The following is a 15,579-nucleotide window of genomic DNA, read 5'->3' as shown; positions in this document are numbered from 1 at the left end:
TGAGCGAAATATTCGGCGTTAAAAAAGGCATTAAAAAAAATAAAATGCCTGACGCATCAGGCAGTTTTTTTACACGCTGACGCGCGAAGAAAAATCAGGCGAGGGGGTCAGCTGGCTGCGCGCTGTGTGGCTTTTGCAACGTCTGCGCCAGGCGGGCGAAATGCTGTTGCAAATGTTCGTCATGGTTCTGGTTTTGCGCCTCAAGGCTCAGATGATGCACCAGCAGCTGAGCGGCGCGCTCGTCGAGGCAGAGAGTAAGACTGGAAAAGGCGCTTTCCAGCACTGTCAGGCGACGCTGCTGTTCAGCAATCAGCGCCAGCAGCTCACCGAAGGTCATGGCCTCTTCCGGGTTTTCGGTCATCATTTCGTCGCACCTCCTGTTAAGCGTAACGAGCGCAAGAATAGGCGATTGATCGATCTGAGTCTAGATGCAGGAAAAAGTTCTGGCGAGAGGAGAGAGCGATAAAAAAGCCGGATGGCGACACCCGGCAAAAACTGCGCAGTGGCGGTTAATCGGTAATAAACCAGTCGTCAGCGCTTTCCCAGGTTTCCTGCAAAATATCGCTGATACGATCGCGCGTCTCTTTACCGCCGCCCAGCACGCTGAGCTGGTTTGCGGTGGCATAGCGCACCTTGACGTGGTTCTGGCCGTCGGGAAACTCTTCATCGATACGGCGGGAAAGTTCTGCCGTCAGCGCCTCCATGGCGCCGGACGGAAGCGGGGACGTTTTGGCAACGGTAATTTCAACACGCATAGCAGCCTCCGGATTAGATGCTGTATATATTTACAGTATATTCAGGCCGGAGGCAAGCGAAAGCGCAGATCAGATTTTCACGCGCCAGTTTAAGGTTTCGCCAGCCAGGAAAGGCACCAGCGCATGCTCGCCCATGCTGATGCTCTCTTCTACTTTCCAGGGTTCGCGCACCAGGGTCAGCGATCCTTCATTCAGCGGCAGGCCGTAAAAACGCGGGCCGTTCTCTGAACAGAAGGCTTCAAGATGCTGCAGGGCGCCCAGCTCCTCAAAGACGGTGGCGTAAGCAGGCAGCGACACAGGCGCGTTAAAGACGCCCGCGCAGCCGCAGCTCGCCTCTTTCAGATGACGCAGGTGCGGCGCGGTGTCGGTGCCGAGGAAAAAGCGCGGGTGGCCGCTGGCGACCACTTTACGCAGCGCTTCCTGATGAACGTTGCGCTTGAGGATCGGCAGGCAGTAGAGGTGCGGGCGTACACCGCCGACCAGCATATGGTTGCGGTTGAACATCAGATGCTGAGGCGTAATGGTCGCGCCAAGCTTGTCGTTACCCGCCTCGACATACTGCGCCGCTTCCTGCGTGGTGATGTGCTCGAAAACGATTTTCAGTTCCGGGTAGGCTTTGCGCAGCGGCTCCATCACCGTCTCAATAAAGCGCGCCTCGCGATCGAAAATATCGATATCGGCGTGGGTCACTTCGCCATGGATTAACAGCGGCATGCCAATCTTCTGCATACGCTCCAGCACGCCGCTAATGGCGGCAATATTAGTAACGCCGTGGCTTGAGTTGGTGGTAGCGTGCGCCGGATAGAGTTTAGCGGCGGTGAAAACGCCCGTGGTAAAGCCCTGTTCGATTTCGTTGGGATCGAGCGAATCGGTGAGATAGCAGGTCATCAGCGGGGTGAAGCTGTGCTCTGCCGGCAGCGCGGCCAGAATACGTTCGCGGTAGGCGACGGCCGCGGCGACGCTGGTTACTGGCGGCACCAGATTTGGCATCACGATGGCACGTCCGTTAACCGCGCTGGTATAGGGCAGGACCGTATTTAGCATCGCGTCGTCGCGCAGATGAATATGCCAGTCGTCAGGGCGGCGGATAGTAAGTTGCTGAGGGTGTGCAGTCATCAGTGAAGCTCCGGCTAGTCAGGAAACGTAGAGGCGCGTTTTGGCCGGGTACAAAGCATAAGGCGTCGGGCAACCGTTTGCACTTCTTTTCTTACAGGAATAGAAGTTCAGGTTGCGGTAAGCAGGCAGGTAGCCTGTAAACGCGGGCGCTATGGCCCGCTCGCAGAGTGGTAAAAGCGCCATCCCTGGCAGCTCAGCCGGTGCAGTCGCGTCGGTAATGGGCAAGTGCGCGGCCGTTATTTCCCTGGCGCGCTTCGCCTGTGCGGACGGCTTACTGGGTGAAAGGAATGACCAGCTGGCCAGGCTCGACCTTCAGCCCTTTAGCGAATTTCTTCGCCAGCGCCTCGGCTTTGCTGCGATCGACGCTCAGCACGTAGGCTGGCTTCTGATTGAAGTAGCTTTTCAGCGACTGGTTCAGGTAGGGCGTCACGCTTTTCATTACCGCCGCCATTTTCTCCGGCTGCACCTGCGCGTCGACGATTTCCAGGTCGCGCAGATAGACAGCGCCCTGCTGCGCATCAAATACCGGCTGCGCCTTCATTTTGAGCTGCATATCTGCATCCTGCGGGCCAAACAGCGAGGTGACGCTGATTTTGGCCCTGCCGGTAAGGGTTACTTTGTCCGGCTCTTCGCGGCCGATCTGGCTGCTGAGATCGGTTAACACAATATGGGCGTTCACCAGACCGGCTACGCCAATATCTTTTTCATAATTGTTGTGCTTCGCCAGCGCCTGGTTTACTTCCTGCTCGCTGATGGTGTACTGCGTAAGCTGATTGCAGCCGCTAACCAGCACGGCGAAAAACAGGGCGGTCAGCCCAAGAAATGCCTTTTTCATATTGTCCTCATCCGGATTGATCTAATGCAGGGCATAGGGTGCCTGAATGCGGAAGAGGTGTCATTAAGAAGGCGATGAGAAACGCAGCGCGTCTCTCATCGAATCACGTCAGATGGCAATGGAGGAGAGCAGATTGACCTGCGTCTGTTTCGCCATATTGTCACGGTAGTCGGCGACGCGGCTGGGCCAGTCGATACCCGCCACCAGCGTCAGCGAGCGCAGCAGCGGAAAGAGGTGAATATCATCTTCCGACAGCTCGCCGTTGACCGCGTTAGGTTTAACGATCAGCTTGTCGAGCTGGCGCAGATCGTCACTGATCTTTTTGATCAGGCCAGGCGCATGGCTCTTCAGCTCCGCAAAATCGCCCATCGCCGCCTCTTTCTTGTTGCGGAAATAGCTGCGCGCCTCTGGCGTGGCGAACTCGGCAAAGGCGGCTTCGGCAATGCGCGGCAGCAGCAGCTTGTTAATATAGCCGTTTACATTACGCAGCCAGTCGCTGATAGCCGGGTTCATCTTGCCGTTCAACAGCGGCTCTCGGTCGCTTTTATCGATAAAGCGCACAATATCCATGCTTTCCGGCATCGCGCTGCCGTCATCTTTTTGCAGGATGGGCGCGACCTTCTGACCCACCAGTTTTTTCGGCGTGGCTTCATCGTCGTTAAGCATCACGATCAGTTCTACCGGCAGGTTTTTTAAGCCGAAAATCATGCGCGCTTTGACGCAAAAGGGGCAATGGTCGTAGATGTAGAGTTTCATCCCGGTCTCCTTTTGATAGTCAGGGCAACGGACGCCACCCTGATTGAGGACGTGCCGAGAGTATGGAAGAGATTAGCGGCGAGGGCAAACCGACGGCGCAGGCGAAACGGGATTTACAACATAAAATCAAGGCGTTTGGCGTCGGCTGTTAACGAATATTTTACCGCAGCAGGGGTGACGGTTATAGTGAAAGCAATGTGTTGGCACCGCTTTCTTTAAGCCTCAGATTTCAGGAGTCATGATGTTTGGCTATCGTTCTGCCGCGCCCAGGGTGCGATTAACCACCGACCGGCTGGTGGTTCGTCTGGTTCATGAGCGCGACGCCTGGCGGCTGGCGGATTATTACGCCGAAAACCGCGCCTTTTTAAAACCCTGGGAGCCGGTGCGCGACGAGAGCCACTGTTATCCTTCGGGCTGGCAGGCGCGGCTGGGCCTGATCGCCGATATGCATAAAAGCGGTTCCGCTTACTATTTCATCCTGATGGATCCTGAGGAGAGCGAAGTGCGCGGCGTCGCCAACTTTAGCAACGTGCTGCGCGGCTCGTTCCACGCCTGCTATCTCGGCTATTCGCTGGGGGAGAAGTGGCAGGGGCAGGGACTGATGTTTGAGGCGTTACAGGCCGCCATTCGCTATATGCAGCGTCAGCAAAATATTCATCGCATCATGGCGAACTATATGCCGCATAATCAGCGCAGCGGCGCGCTGCTGGCGCGCCTGGGCTTTGAGAAAGAAGGGTATGCGAAAGATTATCTGCTCATCGACGGTCGCTGGCAGGATCATGTGTTGACCGCGCTGACGCGTCAGGAGTGGACGCCGGATCGGCGCGGCTAATAAGGAGATTAGAATGAAAATGGCACTTTCGCCGCTGGCGCTGCGTATTCTTGGTTGCCTGCTGGAGAAGCAGGTCACGACGCCGGAACAGTATCCGCTGTCGCTGAATGCGGTAGTGACCGCCTGCAATCAGAAATCGAACCGCGAGCCGGTGATGAACCTGACGGAAAGCGAGGTGCAGGATGAGCTGGACCGACTGGCGAAAAAGCATCTGGTGACTGCTAACAGCGGCTTCGGCCAGCGCGTGGTGAAATATGAGCAGCGCTTCTGTAACTCCACCTTCGGCAACCTTCAGCTTAGCAGCACCGAGATAGCGATCCTGACGCTGCTGTTTCTGCGCGGCGCGCAAACGCCGGGCGAACTGCGCACGCGCAGCGGCAGGCTGCACGACTTTGCCGAGGTCGCGGAGGTTGAAAATACGCTGGCCGGATTAGTCGAACAAGAGAGGGTGGCGCGGCTGCCGCGCGAGCCGGGCAAACGTGAGAGTCGCTATCTGCATCTGTTTGGCGATGAGCAAGCCCCGGCCGAAGCAGAAACGCCGCGGGAGGATAACAGCGATCTCAGCGCGCGCGTCGCGGTGCTTGAGCAGTCGCTTTCTGCCTTACAGGCGCAGGTGCAGACGCTGCTGCATAAAGGAGGATGAGATGAAATTGCGAATTGGCGTTGTCGGGCTGGGCACGATAGCGCAGAAAGCCTGGCTGCCGGTACTGGCGCAGGCGGAGAGCTGGACGCTGGCCGGCGCGTTTTCACCTGACCAGCAGAAGGCGCGCGCGGTGTGTGACAGCTACCGTATGACCTGTTTCTCCTCGCTGAATGCACTGGCGGACGCCTGCGATGCGGTCTTCGTCCACAGCAGCACCGCCACCCACTATGAGATTGTCAACGCGCTGCTGCTGGCGGGAAAAGATGTGCTGGTGGATAAGCCGCTGGCTGACAATTACAACCAGGCCGAGGCACTGGTGGCGCTGGCGGAAAAGCGCGGCCGCAAACTGATGGTGGGCTTCAATCGTCGCTTTGCGCCGCGTTATCAGCAGCTACAGGTGGCGATGCCGCAGGCCGCCAGCCTGCGTATGGAAAAGCACCGCATCGACAGCGTGGGGCCGCAGGATCTGCGCTTTACGCTGCTCGATGATTACCTGCACGTTGTGGATACCGCGCTGTGGCTGGCGGGCGGTCGCGCCAGACAGCTTCATGGCCATATCAGCACCAACGAGCGCGGCGAGATGCTCTATGCCGAGCATCATTTCAACGCCGGAGGCGTGCAAGTCGCTACCAGCATGCATCGCCGCGCGGGCAGCCAGCGCGAGCGCGTGAGCCTGGTCGGCGAAGACCGGTGCATTGACGTGCTGGAGATGCGCGACTGGCAGGAAGAGCGCGGCGACGGCATGCGCATCGACCCGCCGCCCGCCTGGCAAAGCCATCTGGCCCAGCGCGGTTTTAGCGGCGCGGCGCACCATTTTATCCAGTGCGTGCAGAATCAGACGATGCCTGAGACCGGCGGCGAACAGGCGCTGCTGGCGCAGCGCGTGGTAGAAAAAATGTGGCGCGAGGCGGAAAAGGAATAACGCCTTGTAACACTCCGCACTGGTCATTTCCCGCCATGGCAGTAGACTATCGCCGGGCGCCGCTGGGCGCCCGCGCTAAGTAGCTCATTTTGCCGACTCTTTTCAGGACGCGCGCCAATTATGAATCTGTTGAAATCGCTGGCAGCGGTCAGTTCCATGACCCTGTTTTCCCGCGTATTGGGTTTTGCCCGTGACGCCATTGTGGCGCGGGTGTTCGGCGCCGGGATGGCCACGGACGCCTTCTTCGTCGCCTTTAAGTTGCCTAACCTGCTGCGGCGTATTTTTGCCGAAGGCGCTTTTTCTCAGGCTTTTGTGCCGATCCTCGCCGAGTATAAAAGCAAGCAGGGCGAAGAGGCGACGCGGCTCTTCGTCGCTTACGTCTCCGGCCTGTTAACGCTGGCGCTGGCGCTGGTAACGGTCGCGGGGATGGTCGCCGCTCCCTGGGTGATACTGGTTACCGCGCCCGGCTTTGCCGATACCGCCGATAAGTTCGCGCTCACCAGCGCGCTGCTGCGCGTCACCTTTCCCTATATTTTGCTGATTTCGCTCGCTTCGCTGGCGGGCGCCATCCTCAATACCTGGAACCGCTTTTCCGTTCCCGCCTTTGCGCCTACGCTGCTGAATATCAGCATGATCGGCTTTGCGCTTTTCGCCGCGCCGCACTTCCATCCGCCGGTCATGGCGCTGGCGTGGGCGGTTGTAGCTGGCGGCGTGCTGCAGCTCTTCTATCAGCTGCCGCATCTGAAAAAAATCGGCATGCTGGTGCTGCCGCGCATTAACCTGAAGGATGCGGGCGTCTGGCGCGTAATGCGCCAGATGGGACCGGCGATCCTCGGCGTCTCCGTCAGCCAGATCTCGCTTATCATCAATACCATTTTCGCCTCTTTCCTCGTCTCCGGCTCTGTCTCCTGGATGTATTACGCCGATCGCCTGATGGAGTTCCCGTCGGGCGTGCTGGGCGTGGCGCTCGGCACTATTCTGCTGCCGTCGCTGGCGAAGAGCTTTTCCAGCGGCAATCACGACGAATATTCACGGCTGATGGACTGGGGTCTGCGCCTCTGCTTCCTGCTGGCGCTGCCGAGCGCGGTGGCGCTCGGCATTCTCTCCGGCCCGCTGACCGTCGCGCTGTTCCAGTACGGCAAGTTTTCCGCTTTTGACGCCCTGATGACGCAGCGCGCGCTGATTGCCTATTCGGTAGGGTTGATGGGGCTGATCGTGGTGAAAGTGCTGGCGCCGGGGTTCTACTCGCGTCAGGACATCAAGACGCCGGTCAGGATCGCCATGATTACGCTATTGATGACTCAGCTAATGAACCTGGCCTTTATCGGCCCGCTGAAGCATGCCGGACTGTCGCTCTCGATCGGGCTGGCAGCCTGTCTCAACGCCGGGCTGCTCTACTGGCAGCTGCGTAAACAGAAAATTTTTCAGCCGCAGCCGGGCTGGGCGAGCTTTCTGCTGCGCCTGCTGATTGCGGTGGCGGTAATGGCGGCGGCGCTGGTAGGCATTCTTTCGCTGATGCCGGCCTGGGAAGAGGGCGCGATGGTCTGGCGTTTGCTGCGTCTGGCGGCGGTCTGCGCGGTGGGTGGCGGCGCTTACTTCCTGACGCTGGGCCTGCTTGGCTTCCGACCGCGTGACTATGCGCGCCGGGCGCAGATGTAAAACGGCAAAAATCCCGCTCAGAAGGCGGGATTTTTTTTTATGCGCCGACAAAACTAACGGGCGAGTAACAAAGGCGCAGCACAAAGCGTTCCGCGACCGGGAGGTTGCGGAACGCGCGCACATAAATGTGCTGAACGGGTTTGCGGTGAGCAGTGCCCGACTGCAAACCCGCCTTTTATACTTTACGGCTCAGCGTCGTCTGACCTTTACCCAGCCCGTCCGGGCCGTAAAATGCCTGTGTCTGATGCGGCTTGAGTACGGCCAGCGCCTCTTCAGTAAAGCGGATCTGCTGATTAAGCAGCATACCGTTATGGGTATTGGCGTTATTCAGGCGACGCGTCATCTGGCCAATGCTCTGCCAGCGGCGCGTCATATCACTGTGACCAGCATAAGGCGCCTGGGTGCCGAGCTGACGCTCGGTGCTGCGACGCATCTCGTCGAGATAGCTCAGCGTCGCCAGCAGCGCGCCTTTATCTTCGGTAATGCGCTGCAGCAGATTACTGTTAATCCTGCCCGCGGAGAGTTGAAGCTGCTCCTCTTCGATAACGTTCGAAAGAGAGGAGAGCACCTCCTGCATCTTATCCAGTGTGGTCAACAGGTTGTTCATGGGGATTATTTACCCTCTAAATACGCCTTAGTGTCGGCAATCAGCGCATCGGCGATCTTGCCGGTATCCATTTTCAGTTCGCCATTGCGAATGGCGGTTTTCAGTTGTTCGACGCGCGCCACGTTAATATCTTTGCTGCCCGACTGGGTCAGCTGCGACTGCGCATTGCTCAGGCTAACCTGAGCGGCGGCGGGCGCGGTAGTCGTTGCGGTTGTGCTCGATGCCTGGCGCGTTTTACCGGTTGCGGACTCGTTGCTTTCGCGGGTCTGCACGGTGGCGACGGGCTTCAGAGGTTGCGTTCTGTCGATGCTCATATTCGGGCTCCTGTACGGTCAGGGGAAACTGCCACCTGAATCAGAATAGCGTAATCGCTTAGTTGATTTCTCTATCGGCAGAACATCAGCGTTCTTTAGCGCCTTATAGCGATATCAGAATATTCCCATCCGCATCGACTTTTCCGCTCACCACCTGGCCATTATCCATACGCACGCGCACCGACTGCGCCATAATCGCATTGTTTAACGCTTTGCCTTCGCCGCTGGCGTTAAAGCCTTCGCCGCTGGCGATAACCATCACGCTCTGACCCGCCTTTACGCGCCACGGCTGACGCATCATCGACAGCGTCACCGGCTGGCCCGGCTGAATATCGCGCAGCACCACCGCGTCCGCTACTGAACTCACGTCCAGCAGCGCGCGCGCCGGCAGGGTATCGAGGCGGCCACTTTGCAGGCGGAAATCGTCGGCGCTTACCGTAGAGCCGCGCGCCAGCAGACGCGTCGCCACCAGATACTGACCGGTGACCTGCACCTGAACCTGAAGAAAGCGTCGCGTATCGCCGCAGGTAGCGGCCACGCTCATCGGCCCCCACAGGCGAGTGTTGCCAGGCAACGTAAGCTGAGGGGCGTCACAGGTCGGCCACTGCGCCTGCGGCGTCTTGATTTCAACCGTCATGCCTGCTGCATGCTGCACATCGCGAGCCTGAAAAAAGCGCGTCAGCTGAGCGGGCAGATCGGTGGCGCTGGCGGGCAGGGCGATAAGCGCCAGCAGGCCGGCCAACAGGTAGGTCATGTTACGCATCAAAAAAACTCCTTGCTGCTGATGGCGACGAGTGTACTCGTGCCGCGAAAAAATCAAGGCGAAAAATAGCTGTGATTTTTGGCGTTATTCAGACGATAGCTCTTGCTTTTCCCCAATTAAGCTGTCCACTCGAAATTCTCATTCGCGGAGGAAGCATGCTCGACAAACTGGATGCTGCGCTGCAATTCGGCACTGAAGCCCTCAACCTGCGTGCTCAACGCCAGGAGATCCTGGCGTCAAACATTGCCAACGCCGATACCCCTGGCTATCAGGCGCGGGATATCGACTTTGCCAGCGAGCTCAGTCGGGTAATGAAAAATGGCCGCGCCGAAGGCAGCAGCATGGCGCTTAAGGTGACCTCGCCGCGCCATATCGAAGCGCAGGTCAACTCGGCGGCATCGGCAAATCTGCTCTATCGCATTCCCGATCAGCCTGCGGCCGACGGCAACACCGTCGATATGGATCGCGAACGTACCCAGTTCGCGGACAACAGTCTGAAGTATCAGACCGATCTCACCCTCATCAGCAGCCAGATCAAGAGCATGATGAGCGTGTTACAGGGGCAATAAACATGGCACTGCTGAATATTTTTGACATTGCCGGCTCAGCGATGACCGCGCAATCCCAGCGTCTTAACGTTAGCGCCAGTAACCTGGCGAACGCCGACAGCGTCACCGGCCCCGACGGCAAGCCTTACGTGGCGAAGCAGGTGGTGTTTCAGACCGATGCGGCACCTGGCGCGGCGACCGGCGGCGTAAAAGTGGCGCAGGTGCTGGACGATCCCTCTCCGGCGAAGCTGGTGTACGACCCAGGCAACCCGCTGGCGGACGACAAGGGCTACGTGAAGATGCCGAACGTGGACGTGGTGGCGGAATCCGTTAACACCATGTCGGCGTCGCGCAGCTATCAGGCCAACGTCGAGGTTCTGAACACCGTGAAGTCAATGATGATGAAAACCCTGACGATGGGTTCCTGAGGAAGATAAAACATGGGCATTGCAGTAGGCGTCAATGAGAAGCTGGACCCCACGGTCCTTAGCTCGTCCAGCACCGGCACCAGCAACAGCGCACAGGATCTGCAGAACCAGTTTCTGACCATGCTGGTGACGCAGTTGCAGAATCAGGACCCCACTAATCCGATGGATAACAGCCAGCTCACCACGCAGCTGGCGCAGATCAACACCCTGAGCGGCATTGAAAAACTCAATACCACGCTCGGCTCGATCTCCGGCCAGATCAGCACCAGCCAGTCGCTGCAGAGTTCGACGCTCATCGGCCACGGCGTGATGGTTGACGGCTCGCAGGTGCTGGTCGGCAAGGGCACAACTACGCCGTTTGGCGTTGAGCTGACCACCGCCTCTACCGCTACGACCGCCACCATTAAAGATGGCAGCGGCAACGTGGTGCGCACCATCGATCTGGGCGCGCTCTCATCCGGCGTGCATACCTTCTCGTGGGACGGCACCCTGGCGGACAGCTCTACCGCGCCGGACGGAAAATATACGGTTTCAATCGCCGCCAGCAATGGCAGCACGCAACTGGTGGCCCAGCCGCTCAGTTACGCCTACGTCAATGGCGTATCGACGGCAGACAGCACAACCAAACTGGATCTCGGCACCGCGGGCTCCGCAACCCTTGACCAAGTACGTCAGATTCTCTGATTAACCTGTAAGCAGGAGAAATAAACATGTCATTTTCCCAAGCGGTGAGCGGCCTGGGCGCTGCCTCCAGCAACCTGGACGTTATCGGCAACAACATCGCCAACTCCGCGACGGCTGGCTTTAAGTCCAGCACCATCGCCTTCGCCGATATGTTCGCCGGTTCTAACGTCGGTCTCGGTACCAAAGTGGCGGCGGTGATCCAGAACTTCAACGACGGTTCTACCACCACTACCAGCCGCGGCCTGGACGTCGCGCTGAGCGGCAACGGCTTCTTCCGCGTGGCTGACGCCAGCGGCGCGGTTTACTACTCGCGCAACGGCCAGTTTACGCTGGATGCGAACCGTAACCTGGTGAACACCCAGGGCCAGTTTGTGACCGGCTATCCGGTAAGCGGCACGCCGCCGACGGTACAGACCGGCGCCAACCCGGTCGCGCTGAGCATTCCAACCACCCAGATGACGGCGCGCGCGACCACTACCGCGACTCAGGTGGCGAACCTGAACTCTACCAGCACCACTCCGACGGTGACGCCTTTCAGCGCCAGCAACGCTGACAGCTATAACGCGAAAAGCACCATGACGGTCTATGACTCGCAGGGTAACGATCACACCCTCGACATGTACTACGTCAAAACTGCCGACAACAACTGGACGGTGCACGCGATCGACTCCACTACCGGCACCAGCGCGGGCGATTTCACCGCGACGTTCGACAGCAGCGGTAAAATGACCGGCCTTAACGGCGGGACGGGTTCAACCGTAAACCTGACCATTAACGGCGCAAACGGCGCGGCGGCGAATCAGACCATTGCGCTGAGCATGCTGGGCAGCCTGCAGCAGAACACCGGCACCACCACCTTCGGCAACCCGACTCAGGATGGCTACGCGCCGGGCGACCTCACCAGCTACGCCATTAATGACGACGGCACCATTACCGGTAGCTACTCGAACCAGAAAACGCAGCTGCTGGGACAGATCGTACTGGCCAGTTTCTCTAACCCGGAAGGGCTGCAGTCGCAGGGCGACAACGTCTGGTCCGCCACCAGCTCCTCCGGCCAGGCAGCGGTCGGTGTGGCAGGCACCGGCACCTTCGGTTCGCTGACCTCCGGCGCGCTGGAAGCGTCGAACGTCGATATGAGTAAAGAACTGGTAAACATGATCGTGGCGCAGCGCAACTATCAGGCGAACGCCCAGACCATCAAAACTCAGGACCAGATTCTTAACACCCTGGTTAACTTGCGTTAATTCACTAACGGGATTGCTTTATGGATCACGCGATATATACCGCGATGGGCGCGGCCAGCCAGACGCTGGATCAGCAGGCCGTAACGGCCAGCAACCTCGCCAATGCCTCAACGCCTGGCTTTCGCGCGCAGCTCAACGCGCTCCGCGCGGTGCCGGTCAGCGGCTGGTCGCTGCCGACGCGCACCCTGGTAGCCGCCTCGACGCCCGGCGCCGATATGAGCCAGGGCGCGATGGACAATACCGGACGCACGCTGGATGTAGCGATGGGACAGGATGGCTGGCTGGCGGTACGCACCGCCGACGGCAGCGAAGCCTATACCCGCAACGGCAATATGCAAATCAGCTCGACCGGCATTCTGACCGTCCAGGGCAATCCCGTTATGGGCGATGGCGGCCCAATCGCGATACCGCAGGGCGCTGAACTGACCATCGCGGCGGACGGTACCATCACCTCGCGCAATGCGGGCGATGCGCCTAACGCGACGGTGCAGATTGGTCGTCTGAAACTGGTGAAGGCCACTGGCAAAGAGCTGCAGCGCAGCGACGACGGCATGTTCCGTCCTACCCAGGCGACGCAGGCAACGCGCGGCGCGACGCTGGCCAACGACGCCACGGTGCAGGTAATGCCGGGCGTGCTGGAGGGCAGCAACGTCAAGCCGGTCGAAACCATGGTCGATATGATCGCCAACGCCCGACGTTTCGAGATGCAGATGAAAGTCATCACCAACGTCGACGAAAACGAACAAAAAGCCAACCAGCTGCTTAACATGAGCAGCTAAGGCAGAGGAAAAAAGATGATTCGTTCTTTATGGATCGCCAAAACCGGTCTTGACGCCCAGCAAACCAATATGGACGTCATCTCCAACAACCTGGCAAACGTCAGCACGAACGGCTTTAAACGTTCGCGCGCGGTTTTTGAAGATTTGATGTACCAGACTCTGCGCCAGCCGGGCACGCAGTCTTCCGAACAGACCACACTGCCGTCGGGCCTGCAGATCGGTACCGGCGTGCGTCCGGTCACTACCGAACGTCTGCATACCCAGGGCAACCTGTCGCAGACCAGCAACTCCAAAGACGTGGCGATCAATGGCCAGGGCTACTTTGAAGTACAGCTGCCGGACGGCACCTCTGCCTATACCCGCGATGGTTCGTTCCAGGTGGATCAAAACGGTCAGCTGGTGAACAACGCCGGCTATCCGGTACAGCCCGGCATTACCATCCCGGCTAACGCCACCAGCATCACTATCTCGCGCGACGGCGTGGTGAGCGTGACGCAGCAGGGCCAGACCAACCCGGCTCAGGTAGGGCAGCTGACGCTCAGCACCTTTATTAACGATGCCGGTCTCGACAGCATGGGCGAAAACCTCTACCAGGAGACCCAGGCGTCAGGCGCACCCACCCAGAGCACGCCAGGCCAGAACGGCGCGGGCCTGCTCTATCAGGGTTATGTGGAAACCTCTAACGTCAACGTGGCGGAAGAGCTGGTCACCATGATCCAGACGCAGCGCGCTTATGAAATCAACAGCAAAGCGATCAGCACCTCCGATCAAATGCTGCAGAAATTAACACAGATTTAATTCCGGTTATCAGGGCCAGCGCAGGCTGGCCTGAAGTCAACACATCTATAAGGTCGTGACTCCGTGGCGAAGCAACTGAATATTAAGCCTGGACATTGGTTGGTGGCGGTCGTGCTGCTGACCCTTAACGGTTGTGCGTTAGTGCCGCGCACGCCGCTGGTGGCAGGCGCAACGACGGCACAGCCTCTGCCTTCCGCTCCGCCGGTGGTCAACGGCTCTATTTTCCAGGGCGTCGCGCCGCTCAACTACGGCTATCAGCCGCTGTTTGAGGACCGTCGTCCGCGCAATATCGGCGATACGCTCACCATTACGCTGCAGGAAAACGTCAGCGCCAGCAAGAGCTCCTCAGCCAACGCGACCCGCGACGGCAGCGCCAGCTTCGGTCTTGACGCCATTCCGACCGGCCTGAATGGCCTGGTTGGCGCCGACGGCGCTAAAGCCAACCTGGGCGCCAACGGCAAAAACGATTTCGCAGGTAAAGGCGGCGCAACCGCCAATAACACCTTTACCGGCACCATTACCGTCACCGTGAATCAGGTACTGTCGAACGGCAACCTGCACGTGGTCGGTGAAAAACAGATTGAAATAAACCAGGGCACCGAATTTATTCGCTTCTCCGGCGTGGTGAACCCGCGCACGATCAGCGCCAGCAACTCGGTATTGTCGACGGCGGTGGCCGATGCCCGTATCGAATATGTCGGCAATGGTTATATCAACGAAGCGCAGACGATGGGCTGGTTCCAGCGTTTCTTCCTGAACATCTCGCCGATGTAATGAGGTCATGATGAAAAGTATGAAAAGTTTACTGCTGGGCCTGAGTCTGGCATTCGGCCTCAGCCTGAGCGCTCACGCAGACCGTATTCGCGATCTGACCAGCGTACAGGGCGTGCGTGACAACCAGCTGATCGGCTACGGCCTGGTCGTGGGCCTCGATGGCACCGGCGACCAGACCACCCAGACGCCGTTCACCACGCAGACCGTCAGCAACATGCTCTCCCAGCTCGGGATTACTGTGCCGCAGGGCACCAACATGCAGCTGAAAAACGTCGCGGCGGTTATGGTGACGGCGCAGCTGCCCGCTTTCGCCCGTCAGGGGCAAACCATCGACGTGGTGGTCTCCTCGCTGGGTAACGCCAAAAGCCTGCGCGGCGGCACGCTGGTGATGACGCCGATGAAAGGCGTCGATAACCAGGTTTACGCGCTGGCGCAGGGTAATATTCTGGTCGGCGGCGCGGGCGCGTCGGCGGGCGGCAGCAGCGTGCAGGTTAACCAGCTTAACGGCGGCCGCATCACCGGCGGCGCTACCGTTGAGCGCGAACTGCAGAGCAACTTCGGCAGCCAGAACACCCTCAACCTGCAGCTGAACAATGAAGATTTCTCGATGGCGCAGCGTATCGCCGACGCCATCAACGCACGCGGCGGCTACGGTATGGCGACGGCGCTCGACGCCCGTACCGTACAGGTGCGCGTATCGCCTAACAACAGCTCTCAGGTTCGCATGCTGGCAGAGATCCAGAACATCGACGTCTCTATCCCGGTTGAAGATGCCAAAGTCATCATCAACTCGCGTACCGGTTCGGTGGTGATGAATCGTGAAGTGACGCTGAACACCTGTGCGGTGGCGCAGGGCAACCTGTCGGTCACGGTCAACCAGTCGCAAAACGTCAGCCAGCCGAATACGCCATTTGGCGGCGGTCAGACAGTGGTAACACCGCAAACGCAGATCGATATGCGTCAGAGCGGCGGCGCGCTGCAGCACGTCAGCGCCAGCGCCAACCTGAACAACGTGGTGCGCGCGCTCAATGCGTTAGGCGCCTCGCCAATCGAACTGATGTCCATTCTGCAATCGATGCAGAGCGCGGGCTGTCTGCGCGCCAAACTGGAAATTATCTGACG

Annotated in this window: 20 protein-coding genes; 12 read left to right on the top strand and 8 right to left on the bottom strand. The window is 59.0% G+C overall.

The annotated features are described in order from the left end of the window. Positions 1–94: 94 nt before the first annotated feature. The 5 genes from B3797_RS14520 to grxB all read right to left on the bottom strand — a co-directional run bounded on the left by B3797_RS14520 (position 95) and on the right by grxB (position 3,462). A complete protein-coding gene (locus B3797_RS14520) occupies positions 95–364 on the bottom strand; it encodes a hypothetical protein (RefSeq protein WP_311781752.1) in 270 nt (89 codons plus the stop codon). A gap of 145 nt (positions 365–509) precedes the next feature. Next, positions 510–755, bottom strand: coding sequence for a DNA damage-inducible protein I (dinI, locus tag B3797_RS14515; RefSeq protein WP_033751014.1), 246 nt, complete (start codon positions 753–755; stop codon positions 510–512). Between the two features lie 69 nt (positions 756–824). Beyond that, positions 825–1,871: a dihydroorotase gene (gene pyrC, locus B3797_RS14510; RefSeq protein ID WP_311791439.1), complete on the bottom strand. Its 1,047-nt coding sequence runs from the start codon at positions 1,869–1,871 to the stop codon at positions 825–827. 271 nt (positions 1,872–2,142) lie between these two features. Continuing rightward, positions 2,143–2,706: a lipoprotein gene (locus B3797_RS14505; RefSeq protein WP_311791438.1), complete on the bottom strand. Its 564-nt coding sequence runs from the start codon at positions 2,704–2,706 to the stop codon at positions 2,143–2,145. A 108-nt stretch (positions 2,707–2,814) separates the two neighbouring features. Then, positions 2,815–3,462 (bottom strand): glutaredoxin 2, encoded by a 648-nt coding sequence (gene grxB, locus B3797_RS14500; protein ID WP_311781749.1) that lies wholly within the window; start codon positions 3,460–3,462, stop codon positions 2,815–2,817. A gap of 241 nt (positions 3,463–3,703) precedes the next feature. On the opposite strand from grxB, the gene rimJ reads away from it, so the two are divergent. The 4 genes from rimJ to murJ all read left to right on the top strand — a co-directional run bounded on the left by rimJ (position 3,704) and on the right by murJ (position 7,518). Next, positions 3,704–4,294 (top strand): ribosomal protein S5-alanine N-acetyltransferase, encoded by a 591-nt coding sequence (gene rimJ / locus B3797_RS14495; RefSeq protein ID WP_311791446.1) that lies wholly within the window; start codon positions 3,704–3,706, stop codon positions 4,292–4,294. A gap of 13 nt (positions 4,295–4,307) precedes the next feature. Then, positions 4,308–4,937 carry a YceH family protein gene (locus B3797_RS14490; RefSeq protein WP_311791437.1) on the top strand — a complete coding sequence of 210 codons (630 nt, stop codon included), beginning with the start codon at positions 4,308–4,310 and terminating at the stop codon, positions 4,935–4,937. A 1-nt stretch (position 4,938) separates the two neighbouring features. Next, positions 4,939–5,859 carry a Gfo/Idh/MocA family oxidoreductase gene (locus B3797_RS14485; protein ID WP_311791436.1) on the top strand — a complete coding sequence of 307 codons (921 nt, stop codon included), beginning with the start codon at positions 4,939–4,941 and terminating at the stop codon, positions 5,857–5,859. A gap of 120 nt (positions 5,860–5,979) precedes the next feature. Then, the gene (gene murJ / locus B3797_RS14480; protein WP_311781745.1) at positions 5,980–7,518 is read left to right on the top strand and encodes a murein biosynthesis integral membrane protein MurJ; all 1,539 of its coding nucleotides are present in this window, start codon (positions 5,980–5,982) and stop codon (positions 7,516–7,518) included. A 175-nt stretch (positions 7,519–7,693) separates the two neighbouring features. On the opposite strand, the gene B3797_RS14475 is transcribed toward murJ, so the two are convergent. From B3797_RS14475 to flgA, 3 genes are all read right to left on the bottom strand, one after another. Continuing rightward, entirely contained in the window at positions 7,694–8,125 is a 432-nt protein-coding gene (locus B3797_RS14475) for a flagella synthesis protein FlgN (protein ID WP_311781744.1), read from the bottom strand. Between the two features lie 5 nt (positions 8,126–8,130). After that, the gene (gene flgM / locus B3797_RS14470) at positions 8,131–8,439 is read right to left on the bottom strand and encodes a flagellar biosynthesis anti-sigma factor FlgM (RefSeq protein ID WP_311781743.1); all 309 of its coding nucleotides are present in this window, start codon (positions 8,437–8,439) and stop codon (positions 8,131–8,133) included. 103 nt (positions 8,440–8,542) lie between these two features. Beyond that, entirely contained in the window at positions 8,543–9,202 is a 660-nt protein-coding gene (gene flgA, locus B3797_RS14465) for a flagellar basal body P-ring formation chaperone FlgA (RefSeq protein WP_311781742.1), read from the bottom strand. A 155-nt stretch (positions 9,203–9,357) separates the two neighbouring features. Between flgA and flgB the strand changes: the two genes are divergently transcribed. The 8 genes from flgB (at position 9,358) to B3797_RS14425 (ending at position 15,577) form a co-directional block, all read left to right on the top strand. After that, on the top strand, positions 9,358–9,771 hold the full coding sequence (gene flgB, locus B3797_RS14460) for a flagellar basal body rod protein FlgB (protein WP_120452011.1): 414 nt from the start codon (positions 9,358–9,360) through the stop codon (positions 9,769–9,771). 2 nt (positions 9,772–9,773) lie between these two features. After that, entirely contained in the window at positions 9,774–10,178 is a 405-nt protein-coding gene (flgC, locus tag B3797_RS14455) for a flagellar basal body rod protein FlgC (protein WP_033789486.1), read from the top strand. 12 nt (positions 10,179–10,190) lie between these two features. Beyond that, complete coding sequence (gene flgD, locus B3797_RS14450; protein WP_311781741.1) at positions 10,191–10,862, top strand: flagellar hook assembly protein FlgD; 672 nt, start codon at positions 10,191–10,193, stop codon at positions 10,860–10,862. A 26-nt stretch (positions 10,863–10,888) separates the two neighbouring features. Further along, positions 10,889–12,106 (top strand): flagellar hook protein FlgE, encoded by a 1,218-nt coding sequence (gene flgE, locus B3797_RS14445; protein ID WP_311781740.1) that lies wholly within the window; start codon positions 10,889–10,891, stop codon positions 12,104–12,106. A 20-nt stretch (positions 12,107–12,126) separates the two neighbouring features. Continuing rightward, complete coding sequence (locus B3797_RS14440) at positions 12,127–12,885, top strand: flagellar basal body rod protein FlgF (protein ID WP_311781739.1); 759 nt, start codon at positions 12,127–12,129, stop codon at positions 12,883–12,885. Between the two features lie 15 nt (positions 12,886–12,900). Continuing rightward, entirely contained in the window at positions 12,901–13,683 is a 783-nt protein-coding gene (flgG, locus tag B3797_RS14435; RefSeq protein WP_120452019.1) for a flagellar basal-body rod protein FlgG, read from the top strand. A 63-nt stretch (positions 13,684–13,746) separates the two neighbouring features. Further along, positions 13,747–14,457 (top strand): flagellar basal body L-ring protein FlgH, encoded by a 711-nt coding sequence (locus tag B3797_RS14430; protein WP_120452021.1) that lies wholly within the window; start codon positions 13,747–13,749, stop codon positions 14,455–14,457. 19 nt (positions 14,458–14,476) lie between these two features. After that, entirely contained in the window at positions 14,477–15,577 is a 1,101-nt protein-coding gene (locus tag B3797_RS14425; protein ID WP_269949175.1) for a flagellar basal body P-ring protein FlgI, read from the top strand. Positions 15,578–15,579 lie beyond the last annotated feature (2 nt).

Source organism: Pantoea sp. UBA5923 (genome assembly GCF_002431095.1).
GTDB lineage: Bacteria > Pseudomonadota > Gammaproteobacteria > Enterobacterales > Enterobacteriaceae > Pantoea > Pantoea piersonii.
Note: the sequence above shows the minus strand (reverse complement) of the source record. Positions and strands in the feature narration are given on the sequence as shown.

Bases quoted from the DNA above. Each gene is read 5' to 3' on its own strand.
- B3797_RS14520 (WP_311781752.1), bottom strand. From the start codon at position 364: ATGATGACCGAAAACCCGGAAGAGGCCATGACCTTCGGTGAGCTGCTG.
- dinI (WP_033751014.1), bottom strand. From the start codon at position 755: ATGCGTGTTGAAATTACCGTTGCCAAAACGTCCCCGCTTCCGTCCGGC.
- pyrC (WP_311791439.1), bottom strand. From the start codon at position 1,871: ATGACTGCACACCCTCAGCAACTTACTATCCGCCGCCCTGACGACTGG.
- B3797_RS14505 (WP_311791438.1), bottom strand. From the start codon at position 2,706: ATGAAAAAGGCATTTCTTGGGCTGACCGCCCTGTTTTTCGCCGTGCTG.
- grxB (WP_311781749.1), bottom strand. From the start codon at position 3,462: ATGAAACTCTACATCTACGACCATTGCCCCTTTTGCGTCAAAGCGCGC.
- rimJ (WP_311791446.1), top strand. From the start codon at position 3,704: ATGTTTGGCTATCGTTCTGCCGCGCCCAGGGTGCGATTAACCACCGAC.
- B3797_RS14490 (WP_311791437.1), top strand. From the start codon at position 4,308: ATGAAAATGGCACTTTCGCCGCTGGCGCTGCGTATTCTTGGTTGCCTG.
- B3797_RS14485 (WP_311791436.1), top strand. From the start codon at position 4,939: ATGAAATTGCGAATTGGCGTTGTCGGGCTGGGCACGATAGCGCAGAAA.
- murJ (WP_311781745.1), top strand. From the start codon at position 5,980: ATGAATCTGTTGAAATCGCTGGCAGCGGTCAGTTCCATGACCCTGTTT.
- B3797_RS14475 (WP_311781744.1), bottom strand. From the start codon at position 8,125: ATGAACAACCTGTTGACCACACTGGATAAGATGCAGGAGGTGCTCTCC.
- flgM (WP_311781743.1), bottom strand. From the start codon at position 8,439: ATGAGCATCGACAGAACGCAACCTCTGAAGCCCGTCGCCACCGTGCAG.
- flgA (WP_311781742.1), bottom strand. From the start codon at position 9,202: ATGCGTAACATGACCTACCTGTTGGCCGGCCTGCTGGCGCTTATCGCC.
- flgB (WP_120452011.1), top strand. From the start codon at position 9,358: ATGCTCGACAAACTGGATGCTGCGCTGCAATTCGGCACTGAAGCCCTC.
- flgC (WP_033789486.1), top strand. From the start codon at position 9,774: ATGGCACTGCTGAATATTTTTGACATTGCCGGCTCAGCGATGACCGCG.
- flgD (WP_311781741.1), top strand. From the start codon at position 10,191: ATGGGCATTGCAGTAGGCGTCAATGAGAAGCTGGACCCCACGGTCCTT.
- flgE (WP_311781740.1), top strand. From the start codon at position 10,889: ATGTCATTTTCCCAAGCGGTGAGCGGCCTGGGCGCTGCCTCCAGCAAC.
- B3797_RS14440 (WP_311781739.1), top strand. From the start codon at position 12,127: ATGGATCACGCGATATATACCGCGATGGGCGCGGCCAGCCAGACGCTG.
- flgG (WP_120452019.1), top strand. From the start codon at position 12,901: ATGATTCGTTCTTTATGGATCGCCAAAACCGGTCTTGACGCCCAGCAA.
- B3797_RS14425 (WP_269949175.1), top strand. From the start codon at position 14,477: ATGAAAAGTTTACTGCTGGGCCTGAGTCTGGCATTCGGCCTCAGCCTG.